The 21066-nt window shown below is 73.5% G+C and carries 19 protein-coding genes and 1 riboswitch; of the genes, 10 read left to right on the forward strand and 9 right to left on the reverse strand.

The window, feature by feature from the left end:
* The first annotated feature begins 84 nt into the window (after nucleotides 1-84).
* The 3 genes from ABUL08_RS10870 to ABUL08_RS10880 are packed head-to-tail and all read left to right on the forward strand — an operon-like array spanning nucleotide 85 to nucleotide 3076.
* Nucleotides 85-990 (forward strand): ABC transporter ATP-binding protein, encoded by a 906-nt coding sequence (locus ABUL08_RS10870; RefSeq protein WP_350937062.1) that lies wholly within the window; start codon nucleotides 85-87, stop codon nucleotides 988-990.
* Nucleotides 987-2000, forward strand: coding sequence for an ABC transporter permease subunit (locus tag ABUL08_RS10875; RefSeq protein WP_350937064.1), 1014 nt, complete (start codon nucleotides 987-989; stop codon nucleotides 1998-2000). The genes ABUL08_RS10870 and ABUL08_RS10875 overlap by 4 nt, the downstream gene beginning before the upstream one ends.
* Before the next feature lie 56 nt (nucleotides 2001-2056).
* Entirely contained in the window at nucleotides 2057-3076 is a 1020-nt protein-coding gene (locus ABUL08_RS10880; RefSeq protein WP_350937066.1) for an SMP-30/gluconolactonase/LRE family protein, read from the forward strand.
* Between the two features lie 52 nt (nucleotides 3077-3128).
* On the opposite strand, the gene ABUL08_RS10885 is transcribed toward ABUL08_RS10880, so the two are convergent.
* The 5 genes from ABUL08_RS10885 to pdhA form a co-directional block, all read right to left on the reverse strand.
* Nucleotides 3129-4388, reverse strand: a complete 1260-nt coding sequence (locus ABUL08_RS10885; RefSeq protein ID WP_377522122.1) for a L,D-transpeptidase — start codon at nucleotides 4386-4388, stop codon at nucleotides 3129-3131.
* 224 nt (nucleotides 4389-4612) lie between these two features.
* Nucleotides 4613-6277 carry a right-handed parallel beta-helix repeat-containing protein gene (locus ABUL08_RS10890; RefSeq protein ID WP_350937070.1) on the reverse strand — a complete coding sequence of 555 codons (1665 nt, stop codon included), beginning with the start codon at nucleotides 6275-6277 and terminating at the stop codon, nucleotides 4613-4615.
* A 93-nt stretch (nucleotides 6278-6370) separates the two neighbouring features.
* Nucleotides 6371-7744, reverse strand: coding sequence for a dihydrolipoamide acetyltransferase family protein (locus tag ABUL08_RS10895; RefSeq protein WP_350937072.1), 1374 nt, complete (start codon nucleotides 7742-7744; stop codon nucleotides 6371-6373).
* Between the two features lie 76 nt (nucleotides 7745-7820).
* Nucleotides 7821-8825: an alpha-ketoacid dehydrogenase subunit beta gene (locus ABUL08_RS10900; protein ID WP_350937073.1), complete on the reverse strand. Its 1005-nt coding sequence runs from the start codon at nucleotides 8823-8825 to the stop codon at nucleotides 7821-7823.
* Nucleotides 8825-10030: a pyruvate dehydrogenase (acetyl-transferring) E1 component subunit alpha gene (pdhA, locus tag ABUL08_RS10905; RefSeq protein ID WP_350938576.1), complete on the reverse strand. Its 1206-nt coding sequence runs from the start codon at nucleotides 10028-10030 to the stop codon at nucleotides 8825-8827. The genes ABUL08_RS10900 and pdhA overlap by 1 nt, the downstream gene beginning before the upstream one ends.
* Nucleotides 10031-10102: 72 nt before the next feature.
* Between pdhA and ABUL08_RS10910 the strand changes: the two genes are divergently transcribed.
* Nucleotides 10103-10609, forward strand: a complete 507-nt coding sequence (locus ABUL08_RS10910; protein WP_350937075.1) for an Lrp/AsnC family transcriptional regulator — start codon at nucleotides 10103-10105, stop codon at nucleotides 10607-10609.
* 4 nt (nucleotides 10610-10613) lie between these two features.
* Here the strand turns inward: ABUL08_RS10910 and ABUL08_RS10915 are convergent, their stop codons facing one another.
* The gene (locus ABUL08_RS10915) at nucleotides 10614-11597 is read right to left on the reverse strand and encodes a DNA polymerase domain-containing protein (protein WP_350938578.1); all 984 of its coding nucleotides are present in this window, start codon (nucleotides 11595-11597) and stop codon (nucleotides 10614-10616) included.
* A gap of 111 nt (nucleotides 11598-11708) precedes the next feature.
* Between ABUL08_RS10915 and ABUL08_RS10920 the strand changes: the two genes are divergently transcribed.
* Both ABUL08_RS10920 and ABUL08_RS10925 read left to right on the forward strand, forming a co-directional pair.
* Nucleotides 11709-12101, forward strand: a complete 393-nt coding sequence (locus ABUL08_RS10920) for a hypothetical protein (RefSeq protein ID WP_350937078.1) — start codon at nucleotides 11709-11711, stop codon at nucleotides 12099-12101.
* A complete protein-coding gene (locus ABUL08_RS10925; RefSeq protein ID WP_350937079.1) occupies nucleotides 12098-14737 on the forward strand; it encodes a tetratricopeptide repeat protein in 2640 nt (879 codons plus the stop codon). Before ABUL08_RS10920 ends, ABUL08_RS10925 begins: the two co-directional genes overlap by 4 nt.
* A gap of 66 nt (nucleotides 14738-14803) precedes the next feature.
* Here the strand turns inward: ABUL08_RS10925 and ABUL08_RS10930 are convergent, their stop codons facing one another.
* A complete protein-coding gene (locus ABUL08_RS10930; protein ID WP_350938579.1) occupies nucleotides 14804-15031 on the reverse strand; it encodes a hypothetical protein in 228 nt (75 codons plus the stop codon).
* 127 nt (nucleotides 15032-15158) lie between these two features.
* On the opposite strand from ABUL08_RS10930, the gene ABUL08_RS10935 reads away from it, so the two are divergent.
* From ABUL08_RS10935 to ABUL08_RS10950, 4 genes are all read left to right on the forward strand, one after another.
* Nucleotides 15159-15890 (forward strand): histidine phosphatase family protein, encoded by a 732-nt coding sequence (locus tag ABUL08_RS10935; protein ID WP_350937080.1) that lies wholly within the window; start codon nucleotides 15159-15161, stop codon nucleotides 15888-15890.
* Entirely contained in the window at nucleotides 15874-16740 is an 867-nt protein-coding gene (locus ABUL08_RS10940) for an NAD(P)H-hydrate dehydratase (RefSeq protein ID WP_350937082.1), read from the forward strand. Before ABUL08_RS10935 ends, ABUL08_RS10940 begins: the two co-directional genes overlap by 17 nt.
* A gap of 147 nt (nucleotides 16741-16887) precedes the next feature.
* On the forward strand, nucleotides 16888-18372 hold the full coding sequence (locus tag ABUL08_RS10945) for a S8 family peptidase (protein WP_350937083.1): 1485 nt from the start codon (nucleotides 16888-16890) through the stop codon (nucleotides 18370-18372).
* Nucleotides 18373-18487: 115 nt separating this feature from the next.
* A complete protein-coding gene (locus tag ABUL08_RS10950; RefSeq protein ID WP_350937086.1) occupies nucleotides 18488-18988 on the forward strand; it encodes a hemerythrin domain-containing protein in 501 nt (166 codons plus the stop codon).
* Nucleotides 18989-19037: 49 nt separating this feature from the next.
* Here the strand turns inward: ABUL08_RS10950 and ABUL08_RS10955 are convergent, their stop codons facing one another.
* The gene (locus ABUL08_RS10955) at nucleotides 19038-19904 is read right to left on the reverse strand and encodes a metallophosphoesterase family protein (RefSeq protein ID WP_350937088.1); all 867 of its coding nucleotides are present in this window, start codon (nucleotides 19902-19904) and stop codon (nucleotides 19038-19040) included.
* Nucleotides 19905-19988: 84 nt separating this feature from the next.
* Entirely contained in the window at nucleotides 19989-20795 is an 807-nt protein-coding gene (locus ABUL08_RS10960) for an SDR family NAD(P)-dependent oxidoreductase (protein ID WP_350937089.1), read from the reverse strand.
* Nucleotides 20796-20955: 160 nt separating this feature from the next.
* A riboswitch (ZMP/ZTP riboswitch) is annotated at nucleotides 20956-21045 on the forward strand.
* The last annotated feature ends 21 nt before the right edge of the window (nucleotides 21046-21066 follow it).

Here is a 21066-nt window from a genome sequence, read left to right on the forward strand (position 1 = left end):
AACCGGTCAAAAGTACGGTCGCGGCGGCCGGGAACCGTTCCCCGGACCGATGGCCCGGACGCCGAGGCAGCCGAGGCTCGGACCATGACTCAGGAATCCTCCCCACCGGCGCTGCACGCCGAGGGACTCACCAGGCGGTACGGCAGCCGGCTCGCCCTGGCGGACTGCGACCTGCGCATCCCCCGGGGCCGGGTGGTCGGCCTGGTCGGCCCGAACGGCGCCGGCAAGTCCACCCTGCTGCAACTGGCCTGCGGGCTGATCACCCCCACCGCCGGCACCCTGCGGGTGCTCGGCGACCGGCCCGGCGCGGACGCCGCCCACCTGGCCCGGGTCGGGTTCGTCGCCCAGGACACCCCGGTGTACGCGGCGCTGACCGTGGCCGACCACCTGCGGATGGGTGCCCGGCTCAACCCGTCCTGGGACCCGGACCTGGCGCGGCGACGGGTGGCCCAGGTGGGGCTGCCCCCGGCGCAGCGCGCGGGCCGGCTCTCCGGCGGGCAACGCGCCCAGCTCGCCCTGACGATCGCCGCCGCGAAACGCCCGGAGCTGCTGATCCTCGACGAGCCGGCCGCCGCGCTCGACCCGCTGGCCCGGGACGGGTTCCTGCGCAACCTGATGGAGTTCGTCGACGAGCTGGGCGCCACCGCCGTGCTCTCCTCCCACCTGCTCGGCGACGTGGAACGGGTCTGCGACCACCTGGTCGTGCTCGCCGCCGGCCGGGTCCAGCTCGCCGGGGACGTCGCCGACCTGCTGGCCCGCCACCGTCGGCTGGTCGCCCCGCGCGGCGCGCTCGACCGGCTCGGCGTCACCCCCGTCCACGTCGCGTCCGCCGACGGGTACGACCACGCGGTGGTCCGCACCGCGGACGGCCCACCGCCGCCGGAGTGGACCGTCGAGCCGGTACGCCTCGAGGAGCTGGTGCTGGCGTACCTGGGTCGTGCGACGGACGGGTCCGCCGGGGCGGTCGAGCGGGCGGAGGCGCACCGGTGACCTGGTTGAGCTGGCGACAGTTCCGCGCCCAGGCCCTCGTCGGCGTCGCCGCGCTGGCCGTCCTCGCGGGATACCTGCTGCACCTGGGTGTCGGCATCCGCGACGCCGAGCAGACGTACCGGGCGCGGTGCCGGGCCGGCGGCGACTGCGCCCGAGCCCTCGCCGAGTTCCAGGCCGGGCACCAGAACACCCTGCTGCTGCTCGCCGCGCTGCTCGCGCTCGTCCCCGCCCTGATCGGCGTGTTCTGGGGCGCGCCGCTGGTGGCCCGCGAGCTGGAGGCCGGCACCCACCGGCTGGTGTGGAACCAGAGCGTCACGCGTCGGCGGTGGCTCACCGTCAAGCTGCTGGTCGTCGGGGTGGCCGGCGCGGCGGCCACCGGGCTGGCCAGCCTCCTGCTCACCTGGGCCGCCGGGCCGGTCGACCGGGTCGCCGACGACCGGTTCAGCACCCTGGTCTTCGGCGCGCGGAACGTCGCGCCGGTCGCGTACGGGGTCCTCGCGGTCACCCTCGGCGTGGTCGTCGGGCTGCTGGTACGCCGTACCGTGCCGGCGATGGCGCTGACCGTGCTCGCGTTCGCCGTGGTGCAGTTCGTGCTGCCGAACCTGGTCCGGCCGCACCTGATGCCGCCGGTCACCGTCGACCGCCCGATGACCGCCGAGGCGATCAACGAGGCGCGCGGGCTGGGCGACATCACCGGCGCTCCGGTGGTGAAGGGCCTGACCGTGCCGCACGCCTGGGTCAGCGACGTCAGCGAGCTGCGCACCGCCGACGGTCGGCCGCTCGCCACGGACCGCTTCGACCACTGCTTCCTCGATCCGCCGAGGACCGGTGCCACCGGCACGTTCGGCGACACCGCGCAGTGCCTGGGCGCGCTCGACCTGCACGTACGGATGTCGTACCAGCCGAACGAGCGGTACTGGGCGTTCCAGTGGCGGGAGTCGGCGCTCTGTCTGGCGATCAGCGCGCTGCTCGCGGCGTTCGGGCTGTGGCGGATCCGCCGGGTCACCTGAGGCCCGACACGCCCTCGGGTGGTGCCCGGGGAGCTGCCGGGGGCGAGAATGGGCGGATGGTCGTCCCCCGGCAGCGCCCGCCCCGCCTCATCCGCCCCGTCCGCGAGCCCGCCACCGTCCCACCGCCGCTGGACGGGGTGTGGGCGGCCACCGACGTCCGGCTCGACCGGGCCGACGTGCTGCCGCTGCCCGACGGGGCGCACGGCCCCGAGGACGTGCTCATCGACCCGGACGGCCGGGTGGTCACCGGCGACGAGGACGGCCGGCTGTGGTGGTGGCCGGCGGACGCCCCGGCGGGCACCCGACCCACCCTGCTCGCCGAGACCGGCGGCCGGCCGCTCGGCATCGAGCTGGATCCGGTCGACGGCGCGCTGGTGGTCTGCGACGCGTACCGGGGGTTGCTGCGGGTCACCCCGGACGGGGCGGTGCGGGAGCTGACCGGCAGCGCCCCGCCGGTGCACTTCGCCGACAACGCCGCGGTGGCCCGGGACGGCACGATCTATTTCACCGACTCGTCCGACCGGTTCCCGCTGTCGCACTGGAAGCGGGACCTGCTGGAGCACCGGCCCAACGGCCGGGTGCTGGCGTACGACCGGCGCAGTGGGCGGACCGAGGTGGTGGTGAGCGGGCTCTACTTCCCCAACGGGGTGGCGCTGACCCCGGACGAGTCGGCGCTGATGCTGGTGGAGACGGCCACCCACCGGCTGCTGCGGGTCGGGCTGCCGGACGCCGAGGTGACCGTGCTGACGGACCTGCCGGCGTACCCGGACAACGTGGCGCCGGTGGGCGACGGGACGTACTGGATCGCGCTGCCGAGCCCGCGGCTGCCGATCGTGGAGAAGCTGCTGCCGCACCCCCGGGTGCGGCAGCTGGTGGCCCTGCTGCCCGACGCGGTGCAGCCGCAGCCCCGCCGGTACGGCCTGGTCGCGCTGGTCGACGGCGACGGGCGGGTGCTGCGCACACTGCACGGGCCGGGTGGCGCGTACTCGATGATCACCGGGGTCCGGCAGCACGGTGACCAGCTCTGGTTGGGCAGCCTCACCGCGACCGGGGTGGCCCGGGTGGGCCTGAACTGAGCGACCGGCCCGCCGGATCGGCGGGCCGGTCGGTCGTTCCTCCCCTGGTTGCTCAGCCGCCGCTGGCCGACGGTGCCGGTGCCGGCGAGGAGCCGCCGGCCACCGCGCCGGGATGCGGCGTGGCGCTGTGCGTGGGCTGGAGCCCCGCCGGGACGGGCAGCGCGCTGCCCTTGACGAACTCGTCCCAGCTGGTGTTCCAGGCGGTCCAGCCGTTGCCCGGCGTCAGCGGCACCTCGGTGCCGCGGACGGTCACCAGGTCGCCGACCTTGGTGATGCCCATCAGCCAGTCCGCCGCGGTGGCGGAGACGTTGGCGCAGCCGTGCGAGGTGTTGGTGTAGCCCTGCTCCCCCTCGGACCACGGCGCCGAGTGGATGAACTCGCCACCCCAGGTGAGCCGCTGGGCGTCGTCCACGTCGACCACGTAACCGCCGTTCGGGTCGTTCCGGGTGTCGAAGGTGGTCCGGTCGAACTTCTCCATGATCACCATCTTGCCGCTGGAGCTGGGCGTGCTCGGCTTGCCGAGACTGACCGGGATCTTCTTGAGCAGCTTGCCGTCCTGGAAGACCGACATCTGCTTGGTGGCGTTGTCGATGTCGATGCTGACCTGCCGGCCGATCCTCGACACGGCGGTCCGGTCGGCGTCACCGACGGCGTCCTTGCCGATCGGCAGCCCCTCCAGTCCGGCCCGTACGCTGATCTTCGTGCCCGGCTTCCAGAAGTCGGGCGCCCGGTAGTAGACCTGACTGCCGTCCTCCAGCCACGACCAGGTCCCCGGCTGCGGCGGATCCGTCTTCACGAACAATCGTCGCTGCACGTCCGCCCTGGCCTCTTTCGGAATTGCCGGGTCGAACGCGACGGTCACCGGCATCGCCGTCCCGAACGTCTGATTGTCGGTGAAATAGAGGACGCTCGTGACGGCCGGTTTGGTGGATTTCGCCATCGTGGTGAACGTCGTCTTCTGCGTGCTGGTCCGCCCGGAATCGCCGGCGACGGTCACCTCCGCCGTGTACGTCCGCGAATTCTGCAACGGCCGGTTCGGCACCCAGCCGGACCCGTCCGGGCGTGGCTCGGCCGGCACCGGCACGCCCTTGTCGTCGGTGAGCCGGACGGCCGTTACCTTCCCGCCGGTCACCCTGGTCCCCACCTCGGCGCTGACCGGCACGTCGCGGGACCGGTCGGCCGGTGTCAGGGCGACCGAGGGCGCCGCGGCCGCCTTCGCGTGACCCGACGTCGCCGCGCCCGACTTCTGGTCGGCGGTGCATCCGCCGAGGGCCAATGGTGTGGCTGCGATGGTTACCGCCAATAGCGTCAATCGCCGCCTCAGGTCCATATTGCGCACCCCATTTCCTTCCCCGTTGGTTCATATTCTGTCCGGCGGCGACGAAGGCGTTGCTTATTCGGAAAAATTGGCCGGACCGCGCGGCAGCGTTTTCGGCGGGGACGTACAGGAATGGCATTCCCGGGGGCCGGACGGGTATCGCGTCACGGCTGACACCCCCTGCGCCGGACGCACCGGACCGGCCCCCGACGCCCGGTTCAGTCGCCGTGGTTGCGGTCCCACCGGCCGCCGATCGGCGGGGTGTCCAGCCGGACCGCCGCGACGGCGTTGCCGGCGAGGTCGTTGTCCTCGATCCGGCAGTCCGCGCAGCTGCCCCGGCCGGTGATCCAGAGGCCGTGGGTCTGGGTGGGCGGATCCTGGCTGTCCCAGACCCGGTTCCCCCGGATGCTCGCCGAGTCGATCGGGGCGTCGACGGTGATGCCGGCCCGGGTACGCGGCGCGTCGGGCAACTCGTACGGCGTGCCCGGCGGCGGCACGTCGCCGCTCCACGCGGTGACCGCGCCGGGCCGCACCGGCGCGAGGGTCAGCTCGTCGGCGTCGTTCGCCGCCACCACCGCGATCCGGTGCCCGACCCGGAGCACCTTGCCCCGGTGCTCGTCGTGCCCCCAGTCCGCCTGCCGGTCGACCACCCGCCGCTCGCTGTACCGCACCGACTCCCCACCGCCCGCGGCGGCCGGCGCGCACTGCCGACCGTTGCCCCGGATCCGGTTGTTCACCACCATGGCGTCGACCATCGGCCGGTCGATCCGGATCGCGTCCAGGCTGTTGCCGTAGAAGTCGTTGCTCTCGATGACGATCTCCCGGGCGACCTCCGTCTCGTCGCCGCCGAGGCTGCGCTGGTGGTAGCCGTGCCGGCCGTTGCCGCTGATCCGGTTGCCCCGGATGGTGTACGGGCCGGGCGTGTTGCCGATGCTGACGCCGTCGCGCACGTTGCCGTCGATGACGCAGTCGGCGAGCAGGCCACCGCGGCCGGCCGTGCCGGTGGTGCCCTTCGCCGAGACGTGGAAGCCCGCCTCCAGGTTGCCGGTCATCGTGCAGGCGGAGACGATCAGCCCGTTGGCGCCCCAGTCGGAGATGCCGAACCGGTTGCCCTGGGCGTGGCAGCCGATCACCCGGATGCCCCTGGGGCGCAGCGCGCCCTCCCGCTGCAGCTCGAAGAAGATGCCGTTGGTGGCGTTGCCGACGGCCGAACAGTTGATCACGTTGAGGCGCTCGACGCTCCCCCAGCCGCCGATCCCGACGCCGATCCCGGCCCCGCCCAGCTCGGTGCCGTTGTCCAGCCGTCCGCAGCCGGCCACCAGCACCCCGTCGATCAGGCTGTCCTGGAGGAAGTCGCAGCCCAGGCCGGTGGCGGCGGTGTGGTGGATGTAGAGGTTGCGGAACACGCCCCGCACCACGTACTGCAGGCCCAGCCCCTTGGCGAGCGGGTTGTAGTCGACCGAGGCGACCCCGGAGCCGTCGATCTCGAAGTCGGCGAAAGTGCAGTACTCCAGGAAGCGGTCGGGGCCCGCGCCGTGCAGCGCCTCGGTGTAGAAGGCCAACGGGGTCGGGTCGGCCCGGTTGCCGGCGTTGCTGAGCAGGAACCGGGTGGCCCCGGGACCGGCGCCGACCAGCGAGACCCCGGTCCGCCACACCGTGCCGGCGTCCCGGATCGAGTAGACGCCGGGCGGGCAGTAGATCACCCGGGCCCGGCCGTCGGCCGCGTACGCGTCCCCGAGCCGGTCCACCAGCGCGGCGAAGGCGGGCTGGTCGTTGGTGGTCCCGTCGCCGGTCAGACCGTGGTCCCGGGCGTCGCAGAGCAGCGGGGCACCGGCGACGGGCTCCTCCCGTATCCCGGCGGTGGGCAGCTGCGGGTAGACCATCCGTACCTCCCCCTCGGCGGCCCGGGTGCATTCCCGGTCGGCGCGGGGAGAAACGGGGAGCGGCCCGACCCCGGGTGGGGCCGGGCCGCCCGGTCAGACGTTCGCGATCAGCAGCGCGGGCTGCTCGACGCAGTCGGCGACGTGGCGCAGGAAGCCGCCGGCCACCCCGCCGTCGCAGACCCGGTGGTCGAAGGTGAGGCTGAGCTGGGTGACCTTGCGGACGGCGAGCTGCCCGTCCACCACCCACGGCTTGTCCACGATCCGCCCCACCCCGAGCAGCGCCGCCTCGGGGTGGTTGATGATCGGGGTGGAGCCGTCCACCCCGAAGACGCCGTAGTTGTTGAGGGTGAAGGTGCCGCCGGTCAGCCGCGCCGGCGGCAGGGTGCCGCCCCGCGCGGCGGCGGTCGTCTCCGCGAGGGCCGCGGCCAGCTCCCGGGTGGTGAGCCGCTGGGCGTCGCGCAGCACCGGGACGACCAGGCCCCGGTCGGTCTGCGCGGCGATGCCCAGGTGCACCCCGGCGGACTGGACGATCCGCTGCCCCTCAGTGTCGACCCGGGCGTTGAGCTGCGGATATCTCCGCAGCCCGCTGAGGCAGATCCGGGCCAGCAGGGCCAGGATGCTCACCGGGGCGTCGGGGGTGGCGGCGTTGATCGCGGCCCGGGTCGCCAGCAGCCCGGTGGCGTCCACGTCGACCCAGATGGTCACCTCGGGGATCTCCCGCCGGCTGCGGGAGAGCTTGTCGGCGATGGCCTTGCGGATGCCGGTGAGCGGGATGACGACGTCACCGTCGGCGGCGAGGCCGACGTGCGCGGCCGGGGCGTCCGGCACGGCCGCGAGCGCGGGTGCGGAGGTGGCCTGGGCGGCCTCCACGTCGGCCCGGCGGATCACGCCACCGGGTCCGGTACCGCGCAGGGCGGCGAGGTCGACGCCGTGTTCCTTCGCCAACCGGCGGACGATCGGCGAGATGACCAGCGGGGCCGACCGACCGGCGTCGACCGGCTCGGCCGCGGCCTGCTCGGCGACGGGGGCCGGGGCAGGGGGCGCCGCCGGGGTCGACGGCGCCGCCGGGGGCTCCGGGGCGAGGGCGAGGCGCGGCCTGCGCCGCCGCCGACCGCCGCCGCCGTGGCCGGTGCCGTACCCGATGAGGACGTTGCCGGAGCCGGCCCGCTCCTCCTCGCGGTAGGTGGCGTGCGGGTCGTCGCCCGTCCCGCCGTCCAGCGGCGCGATGGTGATCAGTGGCTGGCCGACCGGGCGCACCTCACCGGCCGCGCCGTGCAGCGCGACGACCCGACCGGCGTACGGGCAGGGCACGTCGACGACGGCCTTGGCGGTCTCCACCTCGACGACCGACTGGTCCACGGTGACCACGTCGCCGACGGCGACCCGCCACTCGACGATCTCCGCCTCGCTCAGCCCCTCCCCCAGGTCCGGCAGGAGGAAGACCCGGGTGCCCGTCGTGGTGGTCACGCCGATCCCTCCCTTCGGTCGGCACCGGCATGAGCCGTCAGCGGGCTGTGCCTGATGATTCGCTCGCTACGCTCGCTCATGCCGCCACCCACCGGGTGTCGGGCTGGTCGTCCCACTGGAGCCGGGCCACGGTGTCCAGCACCCGGTCCACCGAGGGCAGGTGGGTGTGCTCCAGCATCGGCGCCGGGTAGGGGATGTCCAGGCCGGCGACCCGCAGCACCGGGGCGTGCAGGGCGTGGAAGCAGCGCTCCTGCACCCGGGCGGCGATCTCCGCGCCGACGCCGGCGAAGCCCTGCGCCTCCTGGATCACCACGCACCGGCCGGTCTTGCGTACCGAGGCGGTGACGGTGGCGTCGTCGAACGGCACGATGGTCCGCACGTCCACCACCTCCAGGTCCCAGCCCTCCTCGCGGGCGGCCTCGGCGGCCTCCAGCGCGACCGGCACCGCCGGCCCGTACGCGACCAGGGTGGCGTCGGTGCCGGCCCGGCGCACGACGGCCTTCCCGAACGGCGCGGTCCGCGCCGGCAGCTCCGCCTCGCCGCTGGCGAAGTAGAGCTTCTTCGGCTCCATGAACACGACCGGGTCCGGGTCGTCGATCGCCTCCCGCAGCAGCGAGTACGCGTCCTGCACGGTCGCCGGCGTGACCACCTTCAGGCCCGGGGTGTGCGCGTAGTACGCCTCGGACGAGTCGCAGTGGTGCTCGACGCCGCCGATGCCGCCCGCATAGGGCACCCGGATGACGATCGGCACGCTGAGCGCGCCCCGGGTGCGGTTGCGCAGCTTCGCCACGTGCGAGGCGATCTGCTCGAACGCCGGGTACGCGAACGCGTCGAACTGCATCTCCACCACCGGGCGCAGCCCGGACATGGCGAGCCCGACGGCGAAACCGACGATGCCGGCCTCGGCGAGCGGGGTGTCGAAGCAGCGCTTGTCGCCGAAGCGGGCCTGGAGGCCATCGGTGATCCGGAAGACGCCGCCGAGCTGCCCGACGTCCTCGCCGAAGACGAGCACCCGCTCGTCGTCGAGCATCGCGTCGGCGAGCGCGGCGTTGAGCGCCTTCGCCATGGTCATGGTGGCCATCAGGCGTCCCCTTCCTCGTCGTGCCCGGCGGCCAGCTCGGCCCGGACCTGGTCCCGCTGTTCGACCAGCTGCGGGGTCGGCTTGGCGTACACGTGGTCGAAGAGGCTGAGCGGGTCGACCGTGGGCTGGGCGTTCATCCGCTCGCGCAGGTCCGCCGCGTACGCCTCGGCCTCCTCGGCGATGGCGGCGACGGCGGCGTCGTCGAGCTCGCCCCGCGCCCGCAGGTAGGTCTCCAGCCGGGCGATCGGGTCACGGTCGCGCCACGCCTCGACCTCCTCGGCGTCCCGGTAGCGACTCTGGTCGTCGGCGTTGGTGTGCGCCTCCATCCGGTAGGTGTGCGCCTCCACCAGGTACGGGCCCTTGCCGGCGCGGGCGTGCGCGACGGCGCGGGTGAGCACCGCCAGGACGGCGACCGGGTCGTTGCCGTCGACCTGCTCGCTGGGCACGCCGTAGCCGACGCCCTTGTAGGCCAGGCTCGGCGCGGCGGTCTGCCGGGACAGCGGGACGCTGATCGCGTACTTGTTGTTCTGCACGAAGTAGACGACGGGGGCCTTGAAGACGGCGGCGAAGTTGACGCCCTCGTGGAAGTCGCCCTCGCTGGTGGCGCCGTCGCCGATGAAGGCCAGCGCCACGGTGTCCCGCCCCTGGTGGGACTCGCCGTACGCGAGCCCCGCGGCGTGCACGCACTGGGTCGCCAGCGGGGTGCACTGCGGTGCGGTGTGCACCCGGGCCGCGTCGTACCCGCAGTGCCAGTCGCCGCGCAGCAGGGTGAGCACCTCGACCGGGTCGATGCCCCGGGCGGTCAGCGCCATCGACTCGCGGTAGGTGGGGAAGACCCAGTCGGTGTCGCGCACGGCGAGCACCCCGCCGACCTGGCAGGCCTCCTGGCCGCGGGAGGACGGATAGACGGCGAGCCGGCCCTGCTTGGTCAACGCGGTGGCCTGGACGTCGAAGCGGCGGCCGACGACCATCCGCCGGTACATCTCGCGCAGCGCCTCGACGGGCGGCTCGGGGTAGTCGTCGCGGGGCGGCAGCGGGGTGCCGTCGGGGTCGAGCAGTCGGACCGGTTCGGTCGTCGGCAGCAGGCCGGCCGTCGGGTCGGGGGCGGCCGGGGTGGCCGGCGGGCGGGTGCGCGGGGATGCCCTGCGGACCGCCTGGGGTGTGGTCGTCACGGCGGGGACCTCCTGGACGTGTGGTGGCCCTATGCTCCTGCTGTTGGATGATTGACTCAAGATCCACGATGAACGTGGGACGAATGGCATCCGGAGGGGCGACTCATGAGCCAGGAGACCGGCACCACACCGGGCCCGGCGGACGGGACGGGACGTTCGGCCGGCCCCCTGGACGAGGTGGACCGGCGGATCCTCGACGAACTGGTCCGCGACGGCCGGCTCTCCATCCGTACCCTCGCCGAACGGGTCCACGTATCCCGGACCAACGCGTACGCCCGGGTGGAGCGGCTGCTGCGGGACGGGGTGGTCACCGGGTTCCGCGCCCAGGTCGCGCCGGAGCAGGCCGGGCTGGGCACGTCGGCGTACATCGCCCTGACCATCCAGCAGAACACCTGGCGGGAGGTCTCGGCGGAGCTGGCCCGGGTGCGCTACATCGAACACGTGGCGCTGCTCAGCGGCGAGCACGACGTGCTCGCCCTGGTCCGGGCGCCCGACAACGCCACCCTGCGGGACGTCGTGCTGGACCGGGTGCAGGGCATCGCCGGGGTGCTCTCCACCCGCAGCTGGCTGGTCTTCGAGGAGTTCGACGGCACCCGGAGCCCCTGGCAGTGACGCGTCACCGCTCCGGCGGGGCCTCCAGGCCCTCCCGGTCGGCCAGCTCCAGCAGCGGCTCCAGCGAGAAGCGGCGCTCGTCGAGGCCGGCGTGCGGGTCGCCGTGCGCGGCGAACCGGGCCGGCATGCTCACCACGTCGAAGTCCTCCGGCCGGGCGTCGTCCAGCTCCGCCCAGGTCAGCGGCGCGGAGACCAGCGCGCGAGGCGTGGGGCGGATCGAGTACGCCGAGGTCATCGTGTGGTCCCGGGCCATCTGGTTGTAGTCCACGAACACCGGCCGGTCCCGCTGCTCCCGCCACCAGGTGGTGGTGACCAGCTCCGGCAGCCGGCGCTCCATCTCACGGCCCAGCGCCAGCACCGCCCGCCGGCACTCCCCGAAGCTCCACCGCGGCTCGATGGAGAGATAGACGTGGATGCCCCGGCCACCGGTGGTCTTCGGGTGACCGACCATCCCCAGCTCCGCCAGGAACGCCCGCACCTCCCGGGCGACCGGCACCACCTGGGCGAAGTCGACGCCGGGCATCGGGTCGAGGTCGATGCGGAGCTGGTCGGGGTGCTCGACGTCGGTCTTGGACACCGGCCACGGGTGAAAGCGCAACGTGCCGAGGTTGGCCGCCCAGGCCACCACCGCCAGCTCGCTGGGGGCCACCTCGTCGGCGGTCCGGCCGCTGGGGAAGGTGAGGTGCGCCGTCTGCACCCAGTCGGGCGCGCCGGCGGGGAGGCGCTTCTGATAGAAGGCGTCGCCGCGGTTGGTCTGCCGGGTGGCGATCTTCGCGCCCTCGAAGACGCCACGCGGCCAGCGTTCCAGCATCGTCGGGCGGTCCCGCAGGGCGCGCAGGATGCCGTCGCCGACCGAGAGGAAATAGCTGACCACGTCCAGCTTGGTCAGGCCCAGCTCGGGAAAGTAGGGCTTGTCGGGGCTGGAGACGCGGACCAGCCGCTCCCCCACCCGGATCTCCTCGGCCGCCGTGGTCGCCACGCCCCACACCGTACGACGACGACCGCCGTCCCGGCCTCGGGAATCGCTGGACACCCGCGCCCGTCACGCCGCCGCCCCTGGAGGTGTCCACCGATGGCGGTCACCGTCAATAATGGAGCGATGACCAAGAGTCGCGCACGGATCGCCGGACCGGTGACCACCGTCGCGGGTGCGCTGGCGTTGGCCGCCACCAGCGCCTTCTTCATCGTGATCGGCCTGGACGAAGCCGCCAGGTGGGCCGGCCCGCTCGGCGTCCTCATCGGTGTGGCGGCGCTCGCCCTCGCCGGCTACAGCGCGGTCCTGACCCGCAGATCCGTTCCCGCCGCGGGCACCGGCGATCCCCCCACCGCTGACGGCACGACCCACTCCGGCGACGGCACCGTGACCAACACCATCAGTGGCGGCACCTTCCTCGGCGGGGGACCGATCCAGGGGCGGGACATCACCATCGCCCCCTCCGCCGGACGGCACAAGGGTGGCGAGGGAACGCCGGGGCGGGGTGAGCCGGCATGACCGACACGCCGGGCGTGGTGAACACGATCGAGAACGGCATCTTCTTCGGCTACGTGGTCCAGGGCCGGGACGTCACGGTGGTCCTGCCACCGACCGTCGAGCCGGCTCTGCAAGGGCTGCCGGGCGCCGACTCGGCCTTCACCGGCCGCGACGACGACGTCGACGAGCTACTGCGGAGCCTGGCCCCCGGCGGAAACGGCAGCGCCGCGGTCGCCGGGCTGGCCGGGGTCGGCAAGACCGAACTGGCCGTGCAGACCGCCCACCGGGCAGTGGCCGCCGGCTGGTTCCCCGGCGGGGTGCTCTTCATCGACATGTTCGGCTACGACCCGCAGCGACGCCGAACCGCCGGTGCTGCCCTGACCCACCTGCTGGGCGCCCTCGGACTGCCCGGCGAGCACATTCCCGCCGACGACGAGGACCGTAGCCGACTGTTCCGCAGCGTGCTGGCCGCCTTCGGCGCGCAGCGCCGGCGGATCCTGCTGATCATCGACAACGCCGCCACCGAGGAACAGGTACGCCCACTCCTGCCCGGCGACGGGATCACCGCCACGCTGGTCACCTCCCGGCACACCCTGAACGTCGATGCCCGGCTGCACGATCTGGACGTCCTGGACATCGACACGTCGGTGCGACTGCTGGCCGGCGTCCTGCGCACCCGCCGCGCCGACGACCCCCGCGCCTCGGCCGCCCTGGACCGGGAGCACGGGTGCCGCGCGGACGCGGAGGCGATCGCCGAGTGGTGCGGAGGGCTGCCACTGGCCCTCCAGATCGCCGCGGCCCTGCTCGCGGAGTTCCCGAGCCGACCCCTGTCGTCCCTGGCCGACGACCTCCGGGACGCGCACACCCGGCTGGACCGGCTGACCCGCGCCGACAGCGTCCGTGCCGTGTTCGACCTGTCGTACCGGCAACTGACCGACGAGCAGGCGCGCATGCTCCGGTTGCTCTCGGTCAACCCCGGCCCGGACGTGAGCACCGACGCGGCCGCCTGCCTGGCCGACACCGATCGGTACCGGGCCGGGACGCTGCTGCAGGACCTGGCCCGGGCCCACCTCGTCGACACCGGGCCGGTCTGGGGACGATGGCGACTGCACGACCTGGTCCGCCTCTACGCCGAGGGGCAGGCGGACGCCGACAAAGCCGTCGACACGGCCCGCGCTCGCCTGTTCACCCACTACGTCATGACCACCCACGTCGCCGTCGGGCACCTGCAGCCGCCCTCCGCCGTGGCGGCCTACCGGTTCCCGCTGCCCGCAGGCGCCGCGGCCTGGATCGAGACCGCCTACGCCGCCCGCGGGCAGGTGCAGCCGCTGCCCGTCACCGTCCGGTTCGCCACCCGCACGGAGGCCCTGGCCTGGTTGGAGGCCGAGCGGCCCAACCTGGTCGCGGCCTGCACCAGCGCGGCCCGGCACGGACAGGACCTGTCCGGCGTCGCACTGGCCTCCCTCCTGCCGGATTACCTGATCTTCCGGCGGCACCTCGCCGACCTGATCACGGTCACCACCGCCGCCCGGGCCATCTCCCAGCGGGTCGGCGACCGGCACGGCGAAGGCATGGCGCTGAGCCACCTCGGCGTCGCCCTGAACGAGGCGGGGCGGTCAGCGGAGGCGGTCGTCGCCCACACCCGGGCCGTGGAGCTGATCAGGGCGACCGGTGGCCCACTCGACGAGGGCATCGCGCTGAACAACCTCGGCCTGGCCCTGCGCGGGGCGGGACGCGTGGACGAGGCGATCACCGCCCACGAGCGGTCAGTCGCGATCCACCGCGGGACCGGCAACCGGCACGACGAGGGCACCGCACAGAGCAACCTCGGCCTGGCCCTGCTGCTCGCGGGACGGTCCGACGAGGCCGTCACCGCCCACACCCGCGCCGTCGATCTCCTCCGGGAGACCGACGACCGGCACAGCGAAGGCGTGGCCCTGGACAATCTCGGCGCGGCCCTGCGCGCCGCGGGCCGGACCGAGGAGGCCGTCACCGCCCACACCAGAGCCATCGACCTCCTCCGCGAGACCGACGACCAGCACAGCGAGGGCCGAGCGCTCCACCGCCTCGGCGTGGCCCTGTGCGCCGCCGGGCGGACCGAGGAGGGCATCACCGCCCACTCCCGGGCCGCCGACATCTTCAGGGAGCACGACGACCCGCACGACGAGGGCACCGCGCTGACGGCTCTCGGCACGGCCCTGCGCGCGGCGGGACGGGCCGACGAGGCCGTCACCGCCCACACCCGGGCCGTCGCCGTCTATCGCCGGGCCGGTGAACGCCACGACGAGGGCCGGGCGACGCACAACCTCGGCGTGGCGTTGCACGCGGCGCAACGGTTCGAGGAGGCGATCGACGCCCACACCCGGGCCGGCGAGATCTACCGGGAGACCGGTGACCGGTACCGCGAAGGGAGGGCGCTGATCAATCTCTCGTCGACCCTGATCGAGGAGGGTCGCCACGACGAGGCCCGGCGCCGCTGCGGAGCGGCGCTCGAGGCGTTCGGCGCGCCCGCGCCGGTGGCACAGCGACTCCTCGACGATCTCCCCCTGCACGCGATCCTGTTTCCGCCCGTGCCGCCGGAGATGCGCGAGGTGGTCGGTTTCGTCCTCCTGCGCCTCAAGATGGCCGGCACCGGGGCCGACAGCGGCGGGGAGTGAGCGCTCCCTCGACGGGACGGGCGTGGGCCGGGTGGGCGTGCCGCCCACCCGGCCCGCGCGTACGGCTCAGCCCTGGCGCTGCATGCGCTCCATGAGCATCTTTTTGCCCTGGTCACCGGCCTTGCGGTTGTTCTCCTGGATCTTGCGGAACCAGGTGGCCAGCTCACTGTCGCCGTTGCGCTCGGCGTCGGCGATGTAGGTGTCCATCCGGTAGATGTGTTCCAGCGAGAGCTGGATCGCGTGGATCAGGTCGTAGTCCTTGTCCTTGACCGGGCTCACCTGCTCCTTGACCATCGTGGCCACGGCACACCTCCCCATGTGTCGGTGGAGCACCGCGCTTACCCGCCTGCGTCCGGGTCACGCCCGGATGGGCCCGGCGGGGCACGGTTACCCGAGGGACACCCCGGGTACCGAGGGGCGCATGGCGGAACTGGCGACCCTGTGGATCGTGCGACACGGCGAGAGCACGGCGAACGTGGCGGCGAGCGCGGCGGAGGCGTCCGGCGCCGAGCTGATCGAGCTGAGCCACCGGGACGCCGACGTGCCGCTCTCGACCACCGGGCAGGAGCAGGCCCGGGCCACCGGCCGCTGGCTGGCCGGCCTGCCGCCGCAGCGCCGCCCGGACGTGGCGGTGGTGTCGCCGTACCTGCGGGCGGTGCAGACGGCCGAGCTGGCCCTGGCCGGCACCGACATCCCGGTCAGCCGGGACGAGCGGCTGCGCGACCGGGAACTGGGCATCCTCGACGGCCTGACCGGCCACGGGGTACGCCACCGCTTCCCCGCCGAGGCGGACCGCCGGGACCGGCTGGGCAAGTTCTACTACCGGCCGCCGGGCGGCGAGTCGTGGACCGACGTGGCGCTGCGGCTGCGTACCCTCCTCGGCGACCTGCGCCGCGACCACGCCGACCGGCGGGTGCTGCTGTTCGGCCACGACGCCCTGGTCTTCCTGCTCCGCTACCTGGTGGAAGGGCTCACCGAGGCGGAGCTGATGGCGCTGACCCGGCAGCAGGTGATCGCCAACTGTTCGGTCACCTGCTGGTCGGCGGACGCCGACGGCCGGCTGCGCCCGGACGGGTTCAACGACGTGGCCCACCTGCACCAGCAGGGCGCGCGGCCCACCAGGGAGGACGAGGTCCATGCCGAACCGGTCTGACACCCGGGTCATCACCCCGGCCCTGCTGCGGGACTGGGCACTGCCGGTGCCCACCGGCGGCAAGGAGAACCGGGGCACCGTGCTGGTCGTCGGCGGCTCCCGGTTCACCCCGGGGGCGGTCCTGCTGGCCGGGGTCGCCGCGCTGCGCGCCGGCGCGGGCGTGCTGCAACTGGCCGCCGCCGAGTCGACCGCCGCCGCGCTGAGCATCCAGGTGCCCGAGGCGTTGGTGGTGGGCCTGCCGGAGACCCGCGACGGCGCGGTGCGCGGGTCGGGTGAGCTGCTCACCGGCCTGGTGGCCGACGCGGACGTGGTCACCGTCGGCCCCGGCCTCAACGACATCGACACCACCCGGGAGCTGCTGGACCTGGTGCTGGACGCGGCCGGGCCGGAGACGTCGCTGGTGCTCGACGCGTACGCCCTGGGCGCCCTGAGCCACGCCCCGGACCTGCTGGTCGGCTCGGGTCGGCCGGTGGTGCTGACCCCCAACCTGACCGAGGCGCGTCACCTGCTCGACCGCGACCTCGGCGACGACCTGGACGCCGAGGCCGCCGAGCTGGCCCGCCGCTACGACGCGGTGGTCTCGCTGTACGGCCACATCGCCACCTCGGACGGGCAGGGCTGGCGGGAGGAGAGCGGCGACGCCGGGCTCGGCACCTCCGGCAGCGGTGACGTCCGCGCCGGGCTGCTGGCCGGGCTGCTCTCCCGGGGCGCCGAGCCGGCGCAGGCGGCGTGCTGGGCCGCGTTCGCCCACGCGGTCAGCGGGCAACGCCTGGTCCCGCAGTACGGCCGGATCGGCTTCCTGGCCCGTGAGCTGCTCGACGAGATACCCCATACGTTGGCCACCGTCTGACGGTTGTTGTTCATCCGTTCGGGTGTGTGTAACACCACACCACCTCCCTACGCTGAACCATCGGAAGCGGGCAGCCTGCCCGTTTCCCGCCGGACCGCTCCCCGCCAGGGAGTGCGACCCGGCTGGAACGGCCCCCTGGGAGTCTGTGTGAAGAACCTCCGTCGCAAGACACTGGCCGCCGCGTCCGCCGTGACGCTCGGCGTCGGTCTCGCCGTCACCGGCGGGCTGGCACCGGCGGTGGCCGCCGGACCGGACACCACGTTCCTGGTCCTCGCCCCGCAGGGCGCCAACACCGACAAGGCGGTGGCCCGCGTGGCGGCCGCCAAGGGCACCGTGGTGGCCAGCTACGACCAGATCGGCGTGCTCGTCGTCCGGTCGACCAACCCGGACTTCGCCACGCAGGTGGCGGGCGCGGGCGTCGACTCGGTCGCGTCCACCGCCGGCCTGGGCACCGCCCTCGACGAGGGCGAGACGCTCGAGGTCTCCGCGGCCGACGTCGCCAACGCCACCGGCGACCCGACCAAGGAACCGCTCTACGGCCAGCAGTGGGACATGAACATGATCCACGTCCCGCAGGCCCACGCGGTGACCACCGGCAGCTCCAACGTCGTCGTCGGCGTGCTGGACAGCGGCATCTCCAGCAGCCACCCCGACCTGGCGACCCAGATCGCCAAGGACAAGTCCACGTCCTGCATCGGCGGTGTCACCGACACCACCGAGGCGGCGTGGAACCCGACCACCAGCGACCACGGCACCCACGTGGCCGGCACCATCGCCGCCGCCATCAACGGCGTCGGCGTGACCGGCATCGCGCCGGGCGTCAAGGTCGCCGCCGTCAAGGTGGTCAACGACGACGGCTACATCTACCCGGAGGCCGCGGTCTGCGGGTTCATGTGGGCCGCCACGCACGGCATGCAGGTGACCAACAACAGCTACTACATCGACCCGTGGGAGCTGAACTGCCGCAACGACGCCCGCCAGCGTCCGGTGTGGCAGGCCGTGCAGCGCGCCATCCGTTACTCGAACAGCCGGGGCGTGCTCAACGTGGCGTCCGCCGGCAACTCGAACTACGACCTGGCGCACAAGATCACCGACACCGGCAGCCCGGACAACGGGACTCCGGAGACGCGGGAGAACCTCACCAACGCCTGCATGGACCTCCCCGCGGAGGCTCCGGGCGTGGTGACCGTCTCGGCGGTCGGCCCGACCGGCGCGAAGAGCTACTACTCCTCGTACGGCCAGGGCGTCATCGACGTGACGGCGCCGGGTGGCGACACCCGGTTCCGGACGCAGGGCGTCAAGTCGACGCTCACCGACGGCATCCTGTCGACGACCTTCAACACCACCACCCGGACCAACGGGTGGGGCTACAAGCAGGGCACCTCGATGTCCGGCCCGCACGCCACCGGCGTCGCGGCGCTGGCGTTGTCGGCGCACCCGGGGCTGACCCCGGGCCAGCTGGCGTCGTTCCTGGAGCGTACGTCGGTGGCGCAGTCCTGCCCGGAGGGCGTCTACAACCCGGTGCCGCTGAGCCCGGCCGGCCCGACGGCCTACAACGCGACCTGCTCCGGCGGCGAGCGTAACGGCTTCTACGGCGCCGGCATCGTCGACGCGTACAACGTGGTGAAGTAGCAGGACCGTACGACCAGTGGTGGGGCCCGGCGCGTCTGTCGCCGGGTCCCACCCGTTTTTCCAGCTCACGCGCGGGGTAGGGGGAGACCGACCAGCCACGTTCTAGGAGGTACCGGTGTCCACCGACGCGATCGTCCTGCTCAAAGAGGACCACAAGGAGATGCGCCGCCTGTTCCGCGAGTTCCAGCAGGCGCAGGAGGGCCCGGCGCAGCGGAAGCAGGAGCTGGTGACGCAGATCCTGGCGGCCCTGACGGTGCACACCTACCTCGAGAACGAGGTGATGTACCCGGAGATCCGCAAGCTCCTGCCCGACCTGGAGGACGACATCCTCGAGTCGTACGAGGAGCACCACGTGGCCGACCTGCTCTGCGCCGAACTGGCCGCCATGGACGCCTCCGACGAACGCTTCGTCGCCAAGACCACGGTGCTGATCGAGAACGTCGAGCACCACGTCGAGGAGGAGGAGCAGGAGTGGTTCCCCAAGGTGCGGGAGGCGCTCGGCCGCAACCAGCTCCAGGAGATCGGCCAGAAGATGATCGAGCTGCGCCCGAGCGCGCCGCGTACGGTCGACGACCCGAAGGCCCGCAAGAGCCAGCTCGACGCCGCCACCGCCTGACCGGCGCGACCGTTCCGGGGCCCGACCGCCGGTCGGGCCCCGTTCGCCGTCACCAGGCCGTCGGCGGGATCCCCTCCGGCTCGGGCAGGATCCGCCGCAGGATGCCCGGCGGCCTGGACCGCTGCTTCCACTCGCGCGGGTAGCCCACCGACACCTCCTCGAAGCGGACCCCGTCGTGCCAGGTGGTGCGCGGCACGTGCAGGTGCCCGTAGACCATCGCGACGGCGTCGAACCGGCGGTGCCAGTCCGCGGTGGCCTCCGTGCCGCACCACTGCGCGAAGATCGGATAGCGCAGGATCCGGGTCGGCTCGCGGACCAACGGATAGTGGTTGACCAGCACCGTCGGCAGCGCCGGGTCGCGGGCGGCGAGCCGGGCCGCCGTCGTCGCCACCCGGTCCGCGCACCACGCGGTCCGACTGGGGTACGGATCGGGGTGCAGCAGCGCCTCGTCGGTGCAGACGATCCCGGTCCGGTACGCCTCGGCCAGCGCCTCCTCCGGAGTGTCCAGCCCCTCCGGGCGCCAACTGTGGTCGTAGAGCAGGAACAGCGGCGCCACCAGTGCCGGACCGCCCGGTCCCCGCCACACCGGGTACGGGTCCTCCGGCGTCACCACCCCCAGCCGGCGGCACACCTCGACCAGGTGCTGGTAGCGCGCGACGCCGCGCAGCTGCACCGGGTCGGCGGTCGGCGTCCACAGCTCATGGTTGCCGGGCGCCCAGACCACCCGGGCGAACCGGGCGGCCAGCAGGCCGAGGGCCCACTCGACGTGGGCCACCGTCTCGCCGACGTCGCCGGCCACCAGCAGCCAGTCGCGGGGCGACCGTGGTCGCAGCCCCTCGACGACCGCGCGGTTCTCGGCGTGCCCGACGTGCAGGTCGCTGATGGCGAGCAGTTCCCCGTCGTCCCCCTGGTCCATTCAGAAGATCCTATGGCAGCGGCCCCCGTCGCGGCCACGCGCGACGGGGGCCGGAGCACTCCCAGAGTGCGGCGTCGGGGCGGCTCAGTCGCCGGAGCCCGGCTCGGCCATCCTGCGGTGCTGCTCCGCCTTGAGCTTGTCCGGCACGAGCTTCCCGGCGACGGTCTGCACCTTGTTGAGGAAGGAGCCGGCGGTGACCGTCTGGTCGCCCTTCATCAGCGCCGCGAAGCCCTGCTCGGCGACCGTCCGCGGGTCGTCCTTCTTCCCGGCGCCGACCCGGGTGTCGGTCATCTCGGCCCGGTCGAAGAACCCGGTGTCGGTCGGGCCGGGCATCAGCGCGGTCACCGTGACCCCGGTGTCCTTGAGCTCGTTGCGCAGCGCCTCCGCGAAGGACTGCACGAAGGACTTCGACGCGTTGTAGACCGCCTGGAACGGGCCCGGCATGGTGGAGGCGATGGACGAGGTGAACAGCACCCGCCCCTCGCCCCGCGCCACCATCGGCGGCAGCAGCCGCTTGGCCAGGTGCACCGTCGAGCGCACGTTCAGGTCGACGATGTTCAGCTCGTCGCGCAGGTCGGTGCCGCCGACGAACTCCCCGCCGGCGCCCCGGCCCGCGTTGAGCGCCAGCGCGTCGACCGGGCGGCCGGTCGCCAGCACCGCCGCCGCGAACTCCTCCACGCCGTCGGGCGTGGCCAGGTCGGCGCGGACCGGACGCACCTCGGGGCCGTTGTCCCGGCGCAGGTTGTCGGCCGCCGCGGTGATGCCCTCGTCCTCGGCGGTGATCACCAGGTCGTACCCGTGTTCGGCGAACTGCCCGGCCAGCTCGTACCCGATGCCGCTGGACGCGCCGGTCACCACCGCGAGCGGTCGGCCCGTGGAAGCTGTGCTCATCGTCGTGTCTCCTCTCCCCGGGGCCGGCGTTCGCCGTTGTGGTGGGTGCGACGGCCCCTGCGGGTGGTTTGCCCAGCCCGGACCGGCCCAACCACCGATCCGCGACCCGCCGGACGGGGTGGAGGTGCGCCGGGCCGTCCCCGGCGGACCCGGTAGGATCGGCGCGGGCCGTGACTGGCGCGTGAAGATGGACAACCATCGGGAAGCGGTCCCGTCATGAGGACGCACGCCGAGCGCCTGGGCCTTCCGTACGTCACCAGGAGGTCGCACG

Source organism: Micromonospora sp. CCTCC AA 2012012, assembly GCF_040499845.1.
GTDB lineage: Bacteria > Actinomycetota > Actinomycetes > Mycobacteriales > Micromonosporaceae > Micromonospora > Micromonospora mangrovi.